Below are 18,616 nucleotides of genomic sequence, written 5' to 3'. Positions count from 1 at the left end.
CTGTGGCGCGCCCTACTATTGATTGACTGCAAAATACTGCTCACAGAGAGCAGGTGACAAGTTCAGACATGAAACTGGACTAGCCTTGCACACAGCCTTGTACTATTACGTCTTTTTCATGACCAGCCCGCCATGAAAAACATTGAACACTGTGCAGCTTAGAACAGCTCAAACAGGCGGGCCATTGTACGGGTTTAGGCCGCTGATGCCATGCTGGCACAGGACGTAACAGAAATTGTCATGTACAAGGCTGCCAAGCGCCAATTTGAGCATGCATTACCTTTTGTGACAAAGACTTATACCACCCTCAAAACAGAGCTTGCATTTCACCGGCAGATCGACTGAGACCGCACGTGTGCGAGAGAGTTGCAACCCCCCTCCCCTCCTTCTGTAAGACTGATTGCCATGCTGACCTGGTTAAAACGCGACACGTTAACGTTTCCACCCCTGAGCAAAGCCATGCGCGAACCCAATGGCTTGCTGGCGGCAGGCGGCGACCTGTCGGCCGACCGGTTGATCCAGGCCTATCGCCACGGCTGCTTCCCATGGTTTAGCGAAGGCCAGCCCATCCTCTGGTGGTCGCCAGACCCGCGCACCGTATTGTTTCCCGAGGAGCTGCACGTATCGCGCAGTCTGGGCAAGCTGTTGCGCCAGCAGCGCTACCAGGTAACGCTTGATCGCGATTTCTGCGCCGTCATCAGCGCTTGCGCCGCGCCGCGCCCGTATGCAGACGGGACCTGGATCACGGACGACATGCAGCAGGCTTACATTGAGCTTCACGCCCGCGGGCACGCCCATTCGGTTGAAGTGTGGGACAACAACGAACTGGTCGGCGGCCTGTATGGCCTGGCAATGGGCCAACTATTTTTTGGCGAATCCATGTTCAGCCGCGCTGACAACGCATCAAAGGTCGGCTTTGCCACTCTGGTCAGACAGCTTCAGGCATGGGGCTTTGTCCTGATTGATTGCCAGATGCCTACCGAGCACCTTCAAAGCTTGGGCGCTCGCTCGATACCTCGCGAACAATTCGCCGACTTCCTGCATAAACACCTCGACCAGCCTACAACCGCACAGTGGGTTTTGTAGGCGAGTTTTACGAGCTGGCTTACACTTAATTCAATGTTTTCCCGAGGGCCGATCATGACCGAGCTGGCGCGCTTAAAGTTTTATGCCACTCAACCTCACGCTTGCAGCTACCTGCCCGACGAACAAGCCACCACGCTGTTCCTCGACCCTAGCCAGCCAATGGACGTGCAGGTGTATGCCGACTTGTCCGAAATGGGCTTCAGGCGCAGTGGCGACCACCTGTATCGTCCGCACTGCCTCAAATGCGACGCGTGCACCCCTGCGCGCATACCCGTTGCCCTGTTCACCCCCAATCGTCAGCAAAAACGCATTTTCAAGCGCAATGCCGACTTACATGTGCACGTGGCCAAGCCGGGGTTCAGCGAAGAGCATTTCGACCTGTATCAACGCTACATCGAACAGCGTCATGCCGATGGCGACATGTATCCGCCGAGCCGCGATCAGTTTTCGACCTTTTTGGTGCGCGACCTGCCGTTTTCCAGGTTTTATGAGTTTCGACTGGACGGACGGTTGCTGGCAGTGGCGGTGACTGACGTGCTGCCCAATGGTTTGTCAGCGGTCTATACCTTTTACGAACCCGCTGAAGAGCGCCGCAGCCTGGGCCGCTACGCCATCCTGTGGCAAATAGACGAAGCCCGGCGCTTGGGACTGGAGGCCGTGTACCTGGGTTACTGGATCAAAAACTGCAAAAAAATGAATTACAAGACCGAATACAGGCCCATTGATCTGCTGATTAATCAAAGATGGAGCACTCTTTACTAACCCCCCCTTGGCTTGAACCCCATTTTTCGGGCACAATGCACGCCGCTTTTGCCTGGCGCAGTTGCACCGGGCCATTCACTGGACACCGAGGGCTTTACTGCATGTCGAAAGAAGACAGCTTCGAAATGGAAGGCACTGTCGTCGACACCCTGCCCAACACCATGTTTCGCGTGGAGTTGGAAAATGGGCACGTCGTAACCGCGCATATCTCCGGCAAGATGCGCAAGAACTACATTCGTATTCTTACCGGTGACAAAGTGCGCGTCGAGCTGACGCCCTATGACTTGAGCAAAGGGCGCATCACTTACCGCGCCCGTTAATCTAGTCAATACAAAACGCCCGGTTATGCCGGGCGTTTTTGTTTGCCTGCGATTTGTCGCGCCCCCTATTCGCAGGCTGCGAGCCTTTGCGGATTCGCCAAACACCTAAAAGGCTATGCCGAACACCATAAAAAAAGCGCCTTTCGGCGCTTTTTTAAAGCTACATCACATCAAGCCATTTCGACTGACGTCTCAAACTCAAAGGTCAACTCACCGTCTTTCAGGTCGATGTGCACCACACCGCCATGATCGGCCAGCTCACCGAAGAGAATTTCTTCCGCCAACGGACGCTTGATCTTGTCCTGAATCAGACGTGCCATCGGGCGCGCGCCCATCAACACGTCATATCCACCGGCTGCCAGCCAACCACGCGCAGCATCCGTCACCTCAAGCTGCACATGCTTGTCTTCCAGCTGCGCTTGCAACTCGGTGAGGAACTTGTCCACCACATGCTTGATCACCTCATGGCTGAGGCGACCAAATTGGATAATGGTGTCCAGACGGTTACGGAACTCCGGCGTGAAGCTCTTCTTGATCGCCTCCATCGCATCGGACGAGTGATCCTGGAAGGCAAAGCCGATCGACGCCCTCGACGCTGTTTCGGCGCCCGCGTTGGTGGTCATGATGACGATCACGTTGCGGAAGTCAGCTTTACGCCCGTTGTTGTCGGTCAGCGTGCCGTGATCCATAACCTGCAACAGCAAGTTAAAGACTTCAGGATGCGCCTTCTCGATCTCATCAAGCAGCAGCACGCAGTGTGGCTGCTTGGTGATGGCTTCGGTCAACAAGCCACCCTGATCGAAGCCTACGTAGCCAGGAGGTGCACCGATCAGGCGAGAGACGGTGTGACGCTCCATGTACTCGGACATATCGAAACGTACCAGCTCAACACCCAATGCCTTGGCCAACTGACGAGCCGCTTCAGTTTTACCGACACCGGTTGGCCCTGCGAACAGGAACGAACCTACGGGCTTGTCTGGCGACTTCAGGCCAGCACGCGACAATTTGATTGCCGTCGACAGCGAATCAATCGCTGCGTCCTGACCAAATACCGTCAGCTTCAGGTCACGCTCAAGGTTACGCAGCAGCTCCTTGTCAGAACTGGACACATGCTTTGGCGGAATACGGGCAATTTTTGCCACGATATCTTCGACCTGCTCGACCTCAATGCGCTTGACGCGCTTCTCGACCGGCTGCAGACGCTGATAAGCACCCGCTTCGTCAATCACATCAATGGCCTTGTCCGGCATGTGCCGGTCATTGATATAACGCGACGCCAGCTCGGCCGCTGCACGCAGTGACTCATCGCTGTATTCGATATTGTGATGCTGCTCGAAACGCCCTTTCAGGCCGCGCAGGATACCGATGGTGTCTTCCACCGACGGCTCGGACACATCGACTTTCTGGAAGCGCCGCGCCAATGCACGATCCTTCTCGAAAATGCCGCGAAATTCCTGGAACGTCGTCGAGCCAATGCAGCGAATATCCCCCGAAGACAGCAGAGGCTTGAGCAGGTTGGAAGCGTCCATCACGCCACCTGACGCCGCGCCAGCACCAATAATGGTGTGGATTTCGTCGATAAACAGAATCGCCTGCGGGCGCTTTTTCAGCTCACCGAGCAACGCTTTGAAACGTTTTTCGAAATCGCCACGGTACTTGGTACCCGCCAGCAATGCGCCGAGATCAAGGGAGTAAACGATGCTGTTAGCCAGCAGGTCAGGTACCTGATTGTCGACGATACGCTTGGCCAGGCCTTCGGCAATCGCAGTTTTACCCACCCCAGCCTCACCCACCAGCAACGGGTTGTTTTTACGGCGGCGCGCCAGGATTTGAGCCACGCGCTCAACTTCCATCTCGCGCCCAACCAGCGGATCGATCCGACCCTGACGGGCCAGTTCATTCAAGTTGCTGGCGTAGGCATCCAGCGGATTGCTGGAAGAAGACGGCTCACCACCTTCTTCATCCTGCATGTCTTGCTCACCTTCAGAGTGATCGCCATGGCCAGGCACTTTGGAAATACCGTGAGCGATGAAGTTGACGACATCAATGCGCGCAACACTCTGCTGCTTGAGCAGGAATACCGCCTGGCTCTCTTGCTCACTGAAAATCGCGACCAGCACGTTAGCGCCGGTTACCTCACGCTTACCCGAACTCTGCACATGGAACACGGCGCGTTGCAGAACACGCTGGAACCCGAGCGTAGGCTGGGTTTCGCGATCTTCATCGTGAACGGGGATCAAGGGGGTGGTGGAATCAATAAACTCTTGCAGGTCATGCTTGAGTTTGTCGAGGTTTGCGCCGCAGGCGCGTAGAACGGTTGCGGCCGCCTCATTATCTAAAAGCGCAAGAAGGAGGTGCTCAACCGTCATGAATTCATGACGCTTGGAGCGGGCTTCCTTGAAGGCAAGATTGAGGGTGACTTCGAGCTCGCGGTTTAACATGGCTTCACCTCATACCCAAGTGGTCGGCGTTAACCGTCCTTCTCGATTTCACAGAGTAGCGGATGCTGGCTTTCGCGTGCGTACTGGTTTACCTGCATGGCCTTGGTCTCGGCGATGTCGCGGGTAAAGATGCCGCACACTGCCCGTCCTTCTGTATGAACGGCCAGCATGACCTTGGTCGCCAATTCGCGATTCAAGTTAAAAAACACCTCAAGCACTTCGACAACGAAATCCATGGGTGTGTAGTCATCGTTGAACAAAACCACCTTGTACATCGGCGGCGCCTGAAGAGCAGGCTTAGCTTCTTGCACAGCCAAGCCAGCGGAGTCGTCGTCATCAAAATCGGGTCGATCCTGATTGAATGTTAGTCGAATCTGGCTGATTGCATGCATGGAAAGAAAGGTTCGTCGTTGAGCAATTACAGAGATGGAGGCAAGCGTGTCAATTTTCAACAGCGCCGCCGCGTGACCTTGACTATCGGTAAAACGGTGTTACAACCATTGGTACCCACAGTGGGGAATAAAGGTCCGCACAGTCAACCACTTTTGGTGGTCGATGTGCGAGTGAACTGGATGATACTCCAGTGATGGAGTTGTTTGCAGCAGAGGGATATGAGCATGCAAGGCACGGTCAAGTGGTTCAACAATGCCAAAGGCTTCGGCTTTATCAATACAGATGCCAAGGAAGGCAAAGATGAACAAGGAGACAAGATCGACTTTTTCGCCCATTTTTCGGCAATCGACATGGACGGCTATAAAACCCTGAAAGCGGGCCAGCCGGTAAGTTTCGAGATTACACAAGGCCCTAAAGGGCTGCACGCCGTGAAAATCACAAGCAGCCCACTCAACGCCCTACCGCAAATGACTGCGACAGAGGTTAAAACCCTCTCGGTCTGACCCACCGACTCCACAGTCAGCGTTAAAAAAGGCCGATTCATTCACTTGAATCGGCCTTTTTAGTCACTGCGCGTTTACATATGCGCAATCAGCGCATCACCAAAGCCTGAAGACGAAACCAAGGTTGCGCCGTCCATTAGCCGCTCAAAATCATAGGTCACGGTTTTGGCCGAGATCGCACCATTGGTGCCCTTGATGATCAGGTCTGCGGCTTCGGTCCATCCCATATGCCGCAACATCATTTCAGCGGAGAGAATCAGCGAACCGGGGTTCACCTGGTCCTTGCCTGCATATTTAGGCGCCGTGCCGTGAGTGGCCTCAAACATGGCAATGGTGTCGGACAAGTTGGCTCCCGGCGCAATACCGATACCGCCCACCTCGGCTGCCAGGGCATCGGAGAGGTAGTCACCATTGAGGTTCAGCGTGGCAATCACGTCATATTCAGCCGGACGCAGCAGAATTTGTTGCAGCATCGCATCGGCAATGGCGTCTTTAACAATGACATTGCGTCCGGTTTTGGGGTTTTTGAACTGCATCCACGGGCCGCCGTCGAGCAGCGTCGCACCAAACTCTTGGGCCGCGACTTCATAGGCCCACTCTTTGAAGGCGCCCTCGGTAAATTTCATGATGTTGCCTTTGTGCACGATGGTCAGCGACTCGCGGTCGTTATCCACCACATATTGCAAGGCTTTGCGCGCCAGGCGCTGAGTGCCTTCTTTGGACACTGGCTTGACGCCAATCCCGCAGTCCTGATCAAAACGGATCTTGGTCACGCCCATTTCTTCTTTCAGAAACTTGATGACCTTGATGGCTTCCGGTGAACCGGCCTTCCACTCGATACCCGCGTAGATGTCTTCGGAGTTTTCGCGAAAGATGGTCATGTCCACATCGCCTGGTTTTTTCACCGGGCTGGGCACACCTTCAAACCAACGCACCGGGCGCAGGCACACATACAAATCGAGTTGCTGGCGCAGGGCAACGTTGAGGGAACGAATGCCACCGCCAACCGGCGTAGTCAGCGGGCCCTTGATCGAAACGACGTAATCCTTGACGGCGTCCAGGGTTTCTTGCGGCAGCCAAGTGTCCTGATCGTAAACCTGCGTCGCTTTTTCGCCCGCATAGACCTCCATCCAGGAGATTTTTCGCTTGCCTGCGTAGGCTTTGCTAACGGCCGCATCGACAACCTTGATCATGACTGGGCTGATATCGACACCAATACCGTCACCCTCAATGTAGGGAATGACGGGATTGTCGGGCACGTTAAGGGAGTGGTCTGCATTGACGGTGATTTTCTCACCTGCGGCTGGAACCTTGATCTTGTTGTATCCCATGCTGAACTCCATATGTGGGTTTAACATCTATGCCGTTCTGGAGCGTAACCCAGTTAAATGGACAGGCAAATCGAATGTTCCACATACCCGGTTACATGCTTACGACAAACCGCCTGACAAGTGCGAAAACAAAGGGGTTAGTGCCAAAACGCAGGGCGATATGCGAACGCTTCTTAGACCAATGGATGACCGCTGACCCACCGCAGCCCTCGCCGGAACATTAGTGACCTATGTATACTGCGCCGGTGACCGCGGAGTCATCGCGAAGCACCACATTGCAATGAGTCTTTCAGGCCTAGAAAGGCTGAGCCGTTACCCCGGCTCGACCGCTTGACGCTCTACTGATGCATTCACATCACCGCGAAGAACCTCGACTTTCGGCTCATTGTTCACTGTGAACGAAAGCGCCTACCCTGCGCATCTCGAGAATCTGAGCACGCTCAGCAAAGAAGAGAGTTAATCCGAAATGCCCACCCGTTCGAAGATCATCTATACCTTCACCGACGAAGCTCCGGCGCTCGCCACCTATTCACTGCTGCCTATCATCGAAGCGTTTACCGCCAAGGCTGATATCGCTGTTGAGACGCGCGACATCTCTCTGGCAGGCCGAATCCTTGCCAGCTTCCCCGAGCAATTGGGTGCCAAGGCTGTAGCCGACCACCTCGCCGAACTGGGCGCCCTGGCCGTTACACCTGAAGCCAATATCATCAAGCTGCCTAACATCAGCGCCTCGCTGCCGCAATTGCAGGCCGCCATCAAAGAACTGCAAGGGCATGGCTTTGATATCCCGGACTACCCGGAGACCGTGACCACTGACGCCGACAAAGAAGTCAAAGCGCGTTACAGCAAAGTCATGGGCAGCGCCGTAAACCCGGTGCTGCGCGAAGGCAACTCTGACCGTCGCGCCCCGCTGTCGGTCAAAAACTACGCGCGCAAGCACCCGCACAAAATGGGCGCATGGGCCGCAGACTCCAAGTCCCACGTCGCTCACATGAGCGAAGGCGACTTCTATGGCAGCGAAAAAGCCGCCCTGATCGAAGCCCCGGACAGCGTCAAAATCGAGCTGATCGCTCAAGACGGCACCACCACCATCCTGAAAGAAAAAACCGCCGTACAAGCCGGTGAGATCATCGACTGCTCCGTCATGAGCAAAAAAGCCCTGCGCCAGTTCGTAGCGGCCGAAATCGAAGACGCCAAAAACAAAGGCGTACTGTTCTCGGTGCACTTGAAAGCCACCATGATGAAGGTCTCCGACCCGATCATGTTTGGTCAGATCGTGGCTGAGTTCTACAAGGATGCGCTGGAAAAACACGCAGACGTCCTGAAAGAAATCGGTTTCAACCTGAACAACGGCATTGGCGACCTGTACGCTCGCATCAAAGCGCTACCAGCCGACAAGCAAGCCGAAATCGAAGCAGACATTCAGGCGGTCTACGCCAATCGCCCTGCCCTGGCAATGGTGAACTCCGACAAAGGCATCACCAACCTGCACGTGCCGAGCGACGTTATCGTCGACGCCTCGATGCCGGCCATGATCCGCGACTCCGGCAAGATGTGGAACACCGAAGGTCAGTTGCAAGACACCAAGGCCATCATCCCGGACCGCTGCTACGCCACTATCTATCAGGCGACCATCGAAGACTGCCAGAAGCACGGCGCTTTCGATCCAACCACCATGGGTAGCGTGCCGAACGTTGGCCTGATGGCGCAAAAAGCCGAAGAATACGGCTCGCACGACAAAACTTTCCACATCAAAAAGCCTGGCGTAGTCCGCGTATCCGACAGCAACGGCAACGTGCTGATGGAACAAAACGTCGAAGAAGGCGATATCTGGCGCATGTGCCAGGCCAAAGACGCGCCGATCCGCGACTGGGTCAAGCTGGCCGTTAACCGCGCTCGCGCCAGCAACACCCCGGCGATTTTCTGGCTCGACCCCCAGCGCAGCCACGACGGCGTGATGATCGAGAAAGTTCAGGCGTACCTGAAGGATCACGACACCAGCGGCCTGGATATCCGCATCATGTCGCCTGTTGAGGCCATGAAGTTCACGCTCGAACGCACCCGCAAGGGTCTGGATACCATTTCGGTGACCGGCAACGTGTTGCGCGATTACCTGACTGACCTGTTCCCGATCATGGAACTGGGCACCAGCGCCAAAATGCTGTCGATCGTACCGCTGATGAATGGCGGCGGTCTGTTCGAAACAGGCGCAGGCGGTTCGGCTCCAAAGCACGTTCAACAATTGCTGGAAGAAAACTTCCTGCGTTGGGACTCGCTGGGTGAGTTCCTGGCACTGGCGGCCTCGCTGGAGCACCTGGGCACGACCTACAACAACCCGAAAGCGTTGGTATTGGCCAAAACCCTGGATCAGGCCACTGGCCAGTTCCTCGACAACAACAAATCGCCATCGCGTAAAGTCGGCAACATCGACAACCGCGGTAGCCACTTCTACCTGGCGCTGTACTGGGCACAAGCCCTGGCAGCCCAGACTGAAGACAAAGAGCTGCAAGCCCAATTTGCTCCTGTAGCAAAAGCCATGACCGAGAACGAGGCAACCATCGTTGCTGAACTCAACGCCGTGCAGGGCAAGCCTGTTGATATCGGTGGTTACTACCACGCCGATGCAGACAAGGTGAGCAAAGTAATGCGCCCTAGCGCCACACTGAACGCGATCATCGCCGCCGTGTAAGAGCAACATCGCAACACCACAAACCCCGGCCCACGACGCCGGGGTTTGTGTTTTTAAATCGAACACAAAACTTGTCGGCGCTGGCGAAGGCTGCGATCTTTTGATTTTTATGAAAACGCAGCCTTCAGCAGCCCCGACAAAAAATCGAGACCTCACACATGGACTGGAAACCCCACATCACTGTTGCCACTGTCGTCGAAGACAACGGGCGCTTTCTGATGGTCAAAGAGTTAAAGCACGGGCACGCAGTGCTCAACCAGCCCGCAGGCCACTTGGACCCGAATGAAAGCCTGATCGACGCGGCTATCCGCGAAACCCTTGAAGAAACCGGTTATGACGTCGAACTCACCGGTGTCATCGGCATTTATCTGTACACGGCGCCCAGCAACGGTGTGACGTATCAGCGCGTATGCTTTGCCGGTAACGCGGTCAAACACCATGCCGATGCCACGCTCGACACAGGCATCATCGGCCCGCTGTGGTTGACCCGCGACGAGCTGCTGGAACAGCGCCATCGCTGGCGCAGCGAATTGACCCTGCACTGTATCGACGATTATCTGAGCGGCAAATTGTTCGACCTCTCGCTAATCCGCCCTTCGGTTTAGCCTTGAGCGCTCGGGCCTGCTAGAATCGCGTCCTTTTTCAAGACACTCATTGAAACCCTATGCGTGATCCAGCCTTAGTCGCCCCCGAAAAACAGCGCGTCATTGTCGGCATGTCCGGCGGTGTCGACTCTTCCGTTTCCGCCGTTCTGCTCATCGAGCAGGGCTACCAGGTGGAAGGCCTGTTCATGAAGAACTGGGAGGAAGACGACGGAACCGATTACTGCACCGCCATGGATGATCTGGCAGATGCCCAGGCCGTGTGCGACAAAATTGGCATCAAGCTGCACACCGCCAACTTTGCCGCCGAATACTGGGACAACGTGTTTGAGCACTTCCTGGCCGAATACAAAGCCGGACGCACGCCAAACCCGGACATCCTGTGCAACCGCGAGATCAAGTTCAAGGCGTTCCTCGATTACGCCCTGATGCTCGGGGCTGACTTGATTGCTACCGGCCATTACGTGCGTCGCCGCGACATCGACGGCCGCACCGAGCTGCTCAAAGGCCTGGACCCCAACAAAGACCAGAGCTACTTCCTGCACGCGGTCGGCGGTGAACAAATCGCCCGCACCCTGTTCCCGGTCGGCGAGCTGGAAAAACCCGAGGTGCGCCAGATCGCCGAAAAACACGACCTGGCCACCGCCAAGAAAAAGGACTCCACCGGGATTTGCTTTATCGGCGAGCGCCGTTTCAGTGACTTCCTCAAGCAATACCTGCCGGCCCAACCGGGCGAGATCAAAACCACCGAAGGTGAAGTCATTGGCCGCCACCACGGCCTGATGTATCACACCATCGGCCAGCGTCAGGGTCTGGGCATCGGCGGCCTGAAAGACGCCAGCGATGAGCCGTGGTACGTCTTGCACAAAGACCTTGAGAACAACGAACTGATCGTCGGCCAAGGTAACGATCACCCGTGGCTGTTCTCGCGCGCCCTGCTCGCCTCGGAGATCTTTTGGGTCAACCCGGTCGACCTGAGCACACCGTTGCGCCTGACGGCCAAGGTGCGCTATCGCCAGAGCGATCAACCCTGCACGCTGGAGCAAACCGCGACCGGTTACCGCGCCACCTTCGACGATCCGCAACGCGCGGTCACGCCGGGCCAGTCCGTGGTGTTTTACGATGGCGAAGTGTGCCTGGGCGGCGGCGTGATCGAAGTGGCCGAACCCTGGACCAGCAAGAGCGCACAGGCATGAACCCCACCCAGGAACAACTGGTGGCCCTGGGCGGCGTGTTTCTGGCCGCCGTACTGGTGGATAAAATCGCCAAGACCGGTCAGGTCAGCGAGGCTGATCTGGCCTGCATGCTGGGCAGCTTGCTGGTGCGCGACCCCAAGGACACGCTTGAAGTCTTCGGGGGTGATGACATCAACCTGCGCGAGGGCTACCGCGCCCTTATCGGTGCACTGGAGCGCGACCCCAATACCCTGCAACGCGAACCGCTGCGCTATGCCCTGTCGATGCTCAACCTTGAGCGTCAACTGGCCAAGCGCGACGACATGCTGGAACTAATTGGCAAGCGTTTGCCACAGATCCAGTCGCAAGTTGAACACTTCGGCCCCGCTCACGAGAACGTGGTCGCCGCGTGCGGTGCCCTCTATCAGGACACCCTGAGCACGCTGCGCCAACGCATTCAAGTGCATGGCGACATGCGCAACCTGCAACAACCGAACAACGCCGCCAAAATTCGCGCCCTGCTGCTGGCCGGTATTCGCTCGGCACGCCTATGGCGTCAATTGGGTGGCCATCGCTGGCAGCTGGTATTCAGCCGACGCAAATTGCTCAAAGCGCTTTATCCCATGCTGCGCGGCTGATCGCCGCCAGCAAGCACACGCTGTAACGTCGATACGCGTATGACGCCGGTCACTTGGCAACGGACCGGCCGTTTTTTTGATGTATGATACGCGCCCCATTTCGTTGCCCGACTGTCCGAGAACACCCCATGAAGCTCTCTTCGCTCACTGCGGTTTCCCCTGTTGACGGCCGCTATGCCGGCAAAACCCAGGCCCTGCGCCCCATTTTCAGCGAATACGGCTTAATCCGTGCCCGTGTACTGGTTGAAGTTCGCTGGCTCCAGCGTTTGGCCGCTCACGCCGCCATCCCTGAAGTCCCGGCCTTTTCCGCGCAAGCTAACGCTGTGCTGAATGAACTGGCCGAAAACTTTTCTCTGGAGCACGCCGAGCGCGTCAAAGAGATCGAGCGCACCACCAACCACGACGTAAAAGCCATTGAGTACCTGCTCAAAGAACAGGCCGCCAAGCTGCCTGAACTGGCCAACGTCAGTGAGTTCATCCACTTCGCCTGCACCAGCGAGGACATCAACAACCTGTCCCACGCTTTGATGCTGCGCGAAGGCCGTGATGAGGTGATGCTGCCCCTGATGCGCCAAACCGCCGACGCCATCCGCGAACTGGCGATCAAGTTCGCCGACGTCCCGATGTTGTCGCGTACCCACGGCCAACCGGCTTCGCCGACCACTTTGGGCAAAGAGCTGGCCAACGTGGTTTACCGCCTGGAGCGCCAAATCGCTCAAGTGGCGGCTGTACCGCTGCTGGGCAAGATCAACGGCGCAGTGGGCAACTATAACGCCCACCTGTCGGCCTACCCGCAGATCGACTGGGAAGCCAATGCCCGCGCCTTCATCGAAGACGAGCTGGGCCTGGGTTTCAACCCGTACACCACGCAGATCGAACCGCACGACTACATCGCCGAGCTGTTCGACGCGATTGCGCGCTTCAACACCATCCTGATCGACTTCGATCGCGATATCTGGGGTTACATCTCCCTGGGTTACTTCAAGCAGCGCACCATCGCAGGCGAAATCGGCTCCTCGACCATGCCGCACAAGGTCAACCCGATCGACTTCGAAAACTCCGAAGGCAACCTGGGTATCGCCAACGCGCTGTTCCAGCATCTGGCCAGCAAGTTGCCAATCTCCCGCTGGCAGCGCGACCTGACCGACTCCACCGTACTGCGTAACCTGGGCGTAGGTTTTGCTCATAGCGTGATCGCGTACGAAGCCAGCCTCAAAGGCATCAGCAAACTGGAGCTAAACGCTCAGAAGATCGCTGCTGACCTGGACGCTTGCTGGGAAGTTCTGGCTGAGCCGATCCAGACCGTCATGCGCCGTTACAACATTGAAAACCCGTACGAGAAGCTCAAAGAGCTGACGCGCGGCAAAGGCATCAGCCCTCAAGCACTGCAAACCTTCATTGACGGCCTTGAAATGCCGGAAGCGGCCAAAGCCGAGCTGAAACTGCTAACCCCTGCCAACTATATTGGCAACGCGGTTGAGCAGGCCAAGCGCATCTGATTGCTGCAACGACCTACTAACGCCCGGCCGTGCCGGGCGTTTTTATTCCCGAATACAAAGCGCAATTTTTCAATAGGTTACACATGAATCCTGATATTCCTCTTCAACTTCTGGGCGGCATCACTGCACGCGAATTCCTGCGCGACTACTGGCAGAAGAAACCGCTGCTGATCCGTCAGGCCATTCCTGACTTTGAAAGCCCGATCGATGCCGACGAACTGGCCGGTCTGGCGCTTGAAGAGGAAGTCGAATCGCGACTGGTGATTGAGCACGGCGAACGCCCATGGGAACTGCGCCGTGGCCCTTTTGCCGAGGACGAGTTTGGCAAACTGCCAGAGCGTGAATGGACTTTACTGGTTCAAGCCGTCGATCAGTTCGTGCCGGAAGTCGGCGAGCTGCTGGAAAACTTCCGCTTCCTGCCGAGCTGGCGCATTGACGACGTGATGATCAGCTATGCCGCACCGGGCGGCAGCGTTGGCCCGCACTTCGACAACTACGACGTGTTCCTGCTGCAAGGCGCCGGAAAGCGTCACTGGCAGATCGGCCAGATGTGCGACTCCGAAAGCCCGTTGCTGGAGCATGCCGACCTGCGCATTCTGGCCGACTTCCAGGCCACCGATGAATGGACCCTTGAGCCGGGCGACATGCTGTACCTGCCGCCGCGCCTGGCCCACTGTGGCGTTGCCGTCGATGACTGCCTGACCTACTCGGTAGGCTTCCGCGCCCCGAGCGCCGCTGAAGTGCTCACCCACTTCACCGACTTCCTGAGCCAATACCTGCCTGACGAAGAGCGCTATACCGACGCTGACGCTCAGCCGGTCAGCGACCCGCATCAAATCCAGCACGACGCGCTCGACCGCCTCAAGGGTCTGCTCGCAGAACACATGAGCGATGAGCGCATGCTGTTGACCTGGTTCGGCCAGTTCATGACCGAGCCACGATATCCGGAACTCGTGGTCGGCCCCGAGCTCGAAGAAGAAGACCTGCTGGGCAGCCTGGATCAAGGTGCGGTTCTGATCCGCAACCCAAGCGCTCGCCTGGCCTGGTCTGAAGTCGATGAGGACCTGCTGTTGTTCGCCAGCGGCCAAAGCCGACTGCTGCCAGGCAAACTGCGTGATCTGTTGAAAATGATTTGTGCCGCCGACGCGCTGCACAGCGACAACCTCGGCGCATGGCTGGCCGATGAAGATGGACGCAACCTGCTCTGCGAGCTGGTTAAACAAGGAAGCCTGGGGTTCGCTGATGAATAGCATTCACGTACGTGTCGCCGACTGGCAAAAGGACAACGCCGAACTTCGACGCATTCGTGAGGCGGTGTTTATTGCCGAACAAAAAGTCCCGCCTGAGCTGGAGTGGGACTCAGACGACAGTAGCGCCGTGCATTTCCTGGCCTACGAAGGTGACTTTCCGATTGGTACCGCCCGGCTGCTGCCAGACGGCCATATCGGCCGCGTCTCAGTCTTGAAGGACTGGCGCGGCTTGAAAGTGGGTGATGCGCTGATGCAAGCGACCATCGTTGAAGCCGAAAAGCGTGGCCTTAAAGAGCAAAAGCTCAGCGCGCAAGTGCATGCCACGCCTTTCTATGAACGACTGGGCTTTAAAGTCGTCAGTAACGAGTTTCTGGAAGCCGGAATCCCGCACGTCGACATGGTGCGCGGTGCCTGACATCCCCCGTTAGTCGCAGCCTGCGCCAGCGACTGCAACACCCTACAAAACGCCCTGCCATTTTCGGATCGCAGGGCGTTTTGCTATGTAGCATTCAACCTCGCCCAATTGGCGCCGACAAACTGGCACACTCCTGTCATAACCCTTTACACATTGCGGAGATAACGGACATGTCCCTACGCCCTCTCATCATCAGCCTGCTATTGATGCTCAGCTTCAACGCCATCGCCGAGACCCAAGTCATCTCCTTGCAAAATCGCACGGGTGCGGCCTTACTGCCGGTGGCACAAAGCTTTATCGGCACCGAGGGCAAAGTCACCCTGTATGGCAACCAACTGATCGTCGAAGCGCCCGCACAGAAAATTCAGGGCTTGGAGGACCTGCTGGCCAAACTCGACACACCTGCCAAGCGCCTGCTGATCACCGTTGACACCAGCGACAACAATTCCCCCGACACCGACAGCAACACTCGGGTCTATAGCACCGCCAGCCGCGACGGCGGCGTCCAGCAGATACAAGCTACCGAAGGCGTACCGGCACTGATCCAGACCGGCCAAAGCGTACCGCTCACCAGCACTCAGACAGATGCCTACGGTCGCCTGTCGGCGCAAACCAGTTACCGCAACGTCACCAAAGGGTTTTATGTCACCGCAAGCGTCACAGGTGAAACGGTACACCTGGCGATCAGTACCAACCGCGACCGCATGAGCCAGGCACAACCGGATGTAGTGAACGTACAAAGTACCGACACACAGGTCAGCGGCCCACTCGGGCAATGGATCACGGTGGCAGGCATCAATGGCCAGAGTCAGGCCGACCAACAAGGCGCAACCCGCACGTACTCGACTCAGAACCGCGATGACATGACATTGCGGGTCAAAGTCGACGCACTCGACTAAAAGGCCCAAAACTGACTGGCAAGTCGTAATCGAGAAAATATGTAGTGAATTAAAAAAGGCACTACAAAACGTTTGACGACTCAAAAAAGCAGAGGCATGATGGCCCCGCTCCCGCCGATCCAGCGCCTTGCAAAGGCCCTGGATCAAAGGCGAGACGCCATTCACGCACTCACTCAAACAATATTGCTGTGTGCTTGGTGGAGCTGATTTTTTCAACCCAGACCTATGCGACGAGGTTTATCACCATGGCACTGACACGCGAACAGCAAATTGCAGCCCTTGAGAAAGACTGGGCCGAAAACCCACGCTGGAAAGGCGTGACTCGCGATTATTCCGCTGCTGACGTGGTCCGCCTGCGCGGCTCGGTTCAACCCGAGCACACCTTTGCAAAAATGGGCGCTGACAAGCTGTGGAAACTGGTGACACAGGGCGCACACCCGTCCTTCCGTCCTGAGAAAGATTTCGTCAACTGCATGGGCGCCCTGACCGGGGGCCAAGCGGTACAACAGGTTAAAGCCGGCATCCAGGCAATCTACCTGTCGGGCTGGCAAGTGGCGGCAGACAACAACTCTGCCGAATCCATGTACCCCGACCAGTCGCTGTACCCGGTGGACTCCGTGCCAACCGTGGTCAAGCGCATCAACAACTCATTCCGTCGTGCTGACCAGATCCAGTGGAAAGCCGGTAAAAATCCGGGCGACCAAGGTTACATCGACTACTTCGCACCGATCGTGGCGGATGCCGAAGCCGGTTTTGGCGGCGTGCTGAACGCTTACGAGCTGATGAAAAGCATGATCGAAGCAGGCGCCGCCGGCGTTCACTTCGAAGACCAACTTGCATCAGTGAAAAAATGCGGCCACATGGGCGGCAAAGTGCTGGTACCGACTCAAGAAGCCGTGCAAAAGCTGACCGCTGCGCGTCTGGCGGCTGACGTTGCAGGTACTCCGACCATCATTCTGGCCCGCACCGACGCCAACGCGGCTGACCTGCTGACCTCCGATTGCGACCCGTACGATCAGCCGTTCGTGACTGGCGAGCGCACCAAGGAAGGTTTCTACAAAGTGCGTGCAGGACTGGACCAGGCGATTGCACGCGGCCTGGCGTATGCGCCTTACGCCGACCTGATCTGGTGTGAAACTGCCAAGCCGGACCTGGAAGAAGCGCGTCGTTTTGCCGAAGCGATCAAAAAGGAATACCCGGACCAACTGCTGTCGTACAACTGCTCGCCTTCTTTCAACTGGAAGAAGAACCTGGACGACGCGACCATCGCCAAGTTCCAGCGCGAACTGTCGGCAATGGGCTACAAGCACCAGTTCATTACCCTGGCGGGCATCCACAACATGTGGCACAGCATGTTCAACCTGGCGCACGACTATGCCCGCAACGACATGACGGCTTACGTGAAGCTGCAAGAGCAGGAATTTGCTGACGCGGCCAAAGGCTACACCTTTGTGGCACACCAGCAGGAAGTGGGCACTGGCTACTTCGACGACATGACCACGGTGATTCAAGGTGGCTCGTCCTCGGTGACCGCCCTGACCGGCTCGACCGAAGAAGAACAGTTCCACTGATTGATCGTGGAACCACGGCCATTGCCTAGCCTGTAAAGAACAATCGCAATGCCTTGAACGTAGCGCCCCGACTGGTTCGGGGCGTTTTTTTGCCTGATTTTCACACGCCCTGGCAGTCACTGCCGAGGTACGCAGACAGCGAGCTTTTAAATAGCGCCTCCCAAGCACAGCATCCCTTCATCAGCCGCGACTACACGCGTGCACATCTTCTGACCCAAACCCTGACGCAGATCCATGAACCCCATACAAAAAAAGGGTAGAAAGCCAAGTTCAAAACTTGCCAAGACTGCTTATATAAGCCAACTTTCAAAGGCGAGCGAAGCATAGGAACAATTAATCAGCCATTAAACGATATTCATTATCATTTAGAGGTGCTTTTGTTCATTACTTACCTAACAAAACATAATCACTCAAATACGCTGTAATGCCCGGACCACGAGGCTTGCGCAGACTTTAGGAGAAGCCATACCACTAAAGGACTGAATTAATTCATCTTAGAAAATTTACTTGCTGGGTGTTTAGCCATAAAATCGCGCCCATCAATTGCGCTGCGACATATCGTCACTGCTTTATTACCTTTTTGAGTTCAGAGACACGTGCTCTCTGTTAAGGATTACCAGCATGCCCGAAGCGACAGGACTCATAGCCCATAACTGGGGCTTTGCCATTTTCCTTCTCGGCGTTGTCGGCCTTTGCGCCTTCATGCTTGGCGTCTCCAGCCTCCTTGGGTCAAAAGCCTGGGGCCGCAGCAAAAACGAACCGTTCGAGTCCGGCATGCTACCTACCGGTGGCGCCCGCTTGCGGCTCTCAGCCAAATTCTATCTGGTCGCGATGCTGTTCGTGATCTTCGATATCGAAGCCCTCTTTCTCTTTGCCTGGTCTGTGTCTGTACGCGAAAGCGGCTGGACCGGATTCGTCGAAGCTCTCGTTTTCATAGCAATTCTGTTGGCAGGCCTTGTCTACCTATTTCGGGTGGGTGCTCTTGATTGGGCGCCAGAAGCTCGTCGTAAGCGACAGGCCAAGCTGAAACAATGAGGCTTTG

At 56.5% G+C, this 18,616-nt stretch carries 17 protein-coding genes; 14 read left to right on the top strand and 3 right to left on the bottom strand.

Translation table 11 applies throughout. The features are described from left to right. Positions 1–405 precede the first annotated feature (405 nt). From aat to infA, 3 genes are all read left to right on the top strand, one after another. Positions 406–1,086, top strand: coding sequence for a leucyl/phenylalanyl-tRNA--protein transferase (gene aat / locus TU86_RS16060; protein WP_048365309.1), 681 nt, complete (start codon positions 406–408; stop codon positions 1,084–1,086). A 54-nt stretch (positions 1,087–1,140) separates the two neighbouring features. Beyond that, positions 1,141–1,848 carry an arginyltransferase gene (locus TU86_RS16055; protein WP_048365308.1) on the top strand — a complete coding sequence of 236 codons (708 nt, stop codon included), beginning with the start codon at positions 1,141–1,143 and terminating at the stop codon, positions 1,846–1,848. 101 nt (positions 1,849–1,949) lie between these two features. Next, positions 1,950–2,168: a translation initiation factor IF-1 gene (gene infA / locus TU86_RS16050; protein WP_002553999.1), complete on the top strand. Its 219-nt coding sequence runs from the start codon at positions 1,950–1,952 to the stop codon at positions 2,166–2,168. A 170-nt stretch (positions 2,169–2,338) separates the two neighbouring features. On the opposite strand, the gene clpA is transcribed toward infA, so the two are convergent. Then, complete coding sequence (gene clpA / locus TU86_RS16045) at positions 2,339–4,609, bottom strand: ATP-dependent Clp protease ATP-binding subunit ClpA (RefSeq protein WP_048365307.1); 2,271 nt, start codon at positions 4,607–4,609, stop codon at positions 2,339–2,341. Between the two features lie 29 nt (positions 4,610–4,638). Further along, entirely contained in the window at positions 4,639–5,001 is a 363-nt protein-coding gene (gene clpS / locus TU86_RS16040) for an ATP-dependent Clp protease adapter ClpS (RefSeq protein WP_047274327.1), read from the bottom strand. A 225-nt stretch (positions 5,002–5,226) separates the two neighbouring features. On the opposite strand from clpS, the gene TU86_RS16035 reads away from it, so the two are divergent. Further along, positions 5,227–5,505, top strand: a complete 279-nt coding sequence (locus TU86_RS16035; protein WP_125828513.1) for a cold shock domain-containing protein — start codon at positions 5,227–5,229, stop codon at positions 5,503–5,505. 74 nt (positions 5,506–5,579) lie between these two features. Here the strand turns inward: TU86_RS16035 and icd are convergent, their stop codons facing one another. Next, positions 5,580–6,836, bottom strand: a complete 1,257-nt coding sequence (gene icd, locus TU86_RS16030; protein WP_048365305.1) for an NADP-dependent isocitrate dehydrogenase — start codon at positions 6,834–6,836, stop codon at positions 5,580–5,582. Positions 6,837–7,302: 466 nt separating this feature from the next. Between icd and TU86_RS16025 the strand changes: the two genes are divergently transcribed. The 10 genes from TU86_RS16025 (at position 7,303) to TU86_RS15980 (ending at position 18,609) form a co-directional block, all read left to right on the top strand. Next, positions 7,303–9,525 carry an NADP-dependent isocitrate dehydrogenase gene (locus TU86_RS16025; RefSeq protein WP_048365304.1) on the top strand — a complete coding sequence of 741 codons (2,223 nt, stop codon included), beginning with the start codon at positions 7,303–7,305 and terminating at the stop codon, positions 9,523–9,525. Positions 9,526–9,683: 158 nt separating this feature from the next. After that, positions 9,684–10,130 carry an NUDIX hydrolase gene (locus TU86_RS16020; RefSeq protein WP_048365303.1) on the top strand — a complete coding sequence of 149 codons (447 nt, stop codon included), beginning with the start codon at positions 9,684–9,686 and terminating at the stop codon, positions 10,128–10,130. Positions 10,131–10,189: 59 nt separating this feature from the next. Then, on the top strand, positions 10,190–11,323 hold the full coding sequence (gene mnmA / locus TU86_RS16015) for a tRNA 2-thiouridine(34) synthase MnmA (protein WP_048365302.1): 1,134 nt from the start codon (positions 10,190–10,192) through the stop codon (positions 11,321–11,323). Further along, positions 11,320–11,940, top strand: coding sequence for a high frequency lysogenization protein HflD (hflD, locus tag TU86_RS16010; protein WP_048365301.1), 621 nt, complete (start codon positions 11,320–11,322; stop codon positions 11,938–11,940). Before mnmA ends, hflD begins: the two co-directional genes overlap by 4 nt. A gap of 128 nt (positions 11,941–12,068) precedes the next feature. After that, positions 12,069–13,439, top strand: a complete 1,371-nt coding sequence (gene purB / locus TU86_RS16005; protein WP_048365300.1) for an adenylosuccinate lyase — start codon at positions 12,069–12,071, stop codon at positions 13,437–13,439. An 83-nt stretch (positions 13,440–13,522) separates the two neighbouring features. Then, positions 13,523–14,689, top strand: coding sequence for a ribosomal protein uL16 3-hydroxylase (locus TU86_RS16000; RefSeq protein WP_048365299.1), 1,167 nt, complete (start codon positions 13,523–13,525; stop codon positions 14,687–14,689). Beyond that, entirely contained in the window at positions 14,682–15,104 is a 423-nt protein-coding gene (locus TU86_RS15995; protein ID WP_048365298.1) for a GNAT family N-acetyltransferase, read from the top strand. Before TU86_RS16000 ends, TU86_RS15995 begins: the two co-directional genes overlap by 8 nt. A gap of 170 nt (positions 15,105–15,274) precedes the next feature. Continuing rightward, positions 15,275–16,003, top strand: coding sequence for a secretin N-terminal domain-containing protein (locus TU86_RS15990; protein ID WP_048365297.1), 729 nt, complete (start codon positions 15,275–15,277; stop codon positions 16,001–16,003). A gap of 245 nt (positions 16,004–16,248) precedes the next feature. Further along, complete coding sequence (gene aceA / locus TU86_RS15985; protein WP_048365296.1) at positions 16,249–17,574, top strand: isocitrate lyase; 1,326 nt, start codon at positions 16,249–16,251, stop codon at positions 17,572–17,574. Between the two features lie 621 nt (positions 17,575–18,195). After that, a complete protein-coding gene (locus TU86_RS15980; RefSeq protein WP_003446990.1) occupies positions 18,196–18,609 on the top strand; it encodes an NADH-quinone oxidoreductase subunit A in 414 nt (137 codons plus the stop codon). Positions 18,610–18,616 lie beyond the last annotated feature (7 nt).

It is taken from the genome of Pseudomonas weihenstephanensis (assembly GCF_001043055.1).
In the GTDB taxonomy this organism is placed as follows: Bacteria; Pseudomonadota; Gammaproteobacteria; order Pseudomonadales; family Pseudomonadaceae; genus Aquipseudomonas; species Aquipseudomonas weihenstephanensis.
This window is presented reverse-complemented; position numbering and strand designations above follow the sequence as displayed.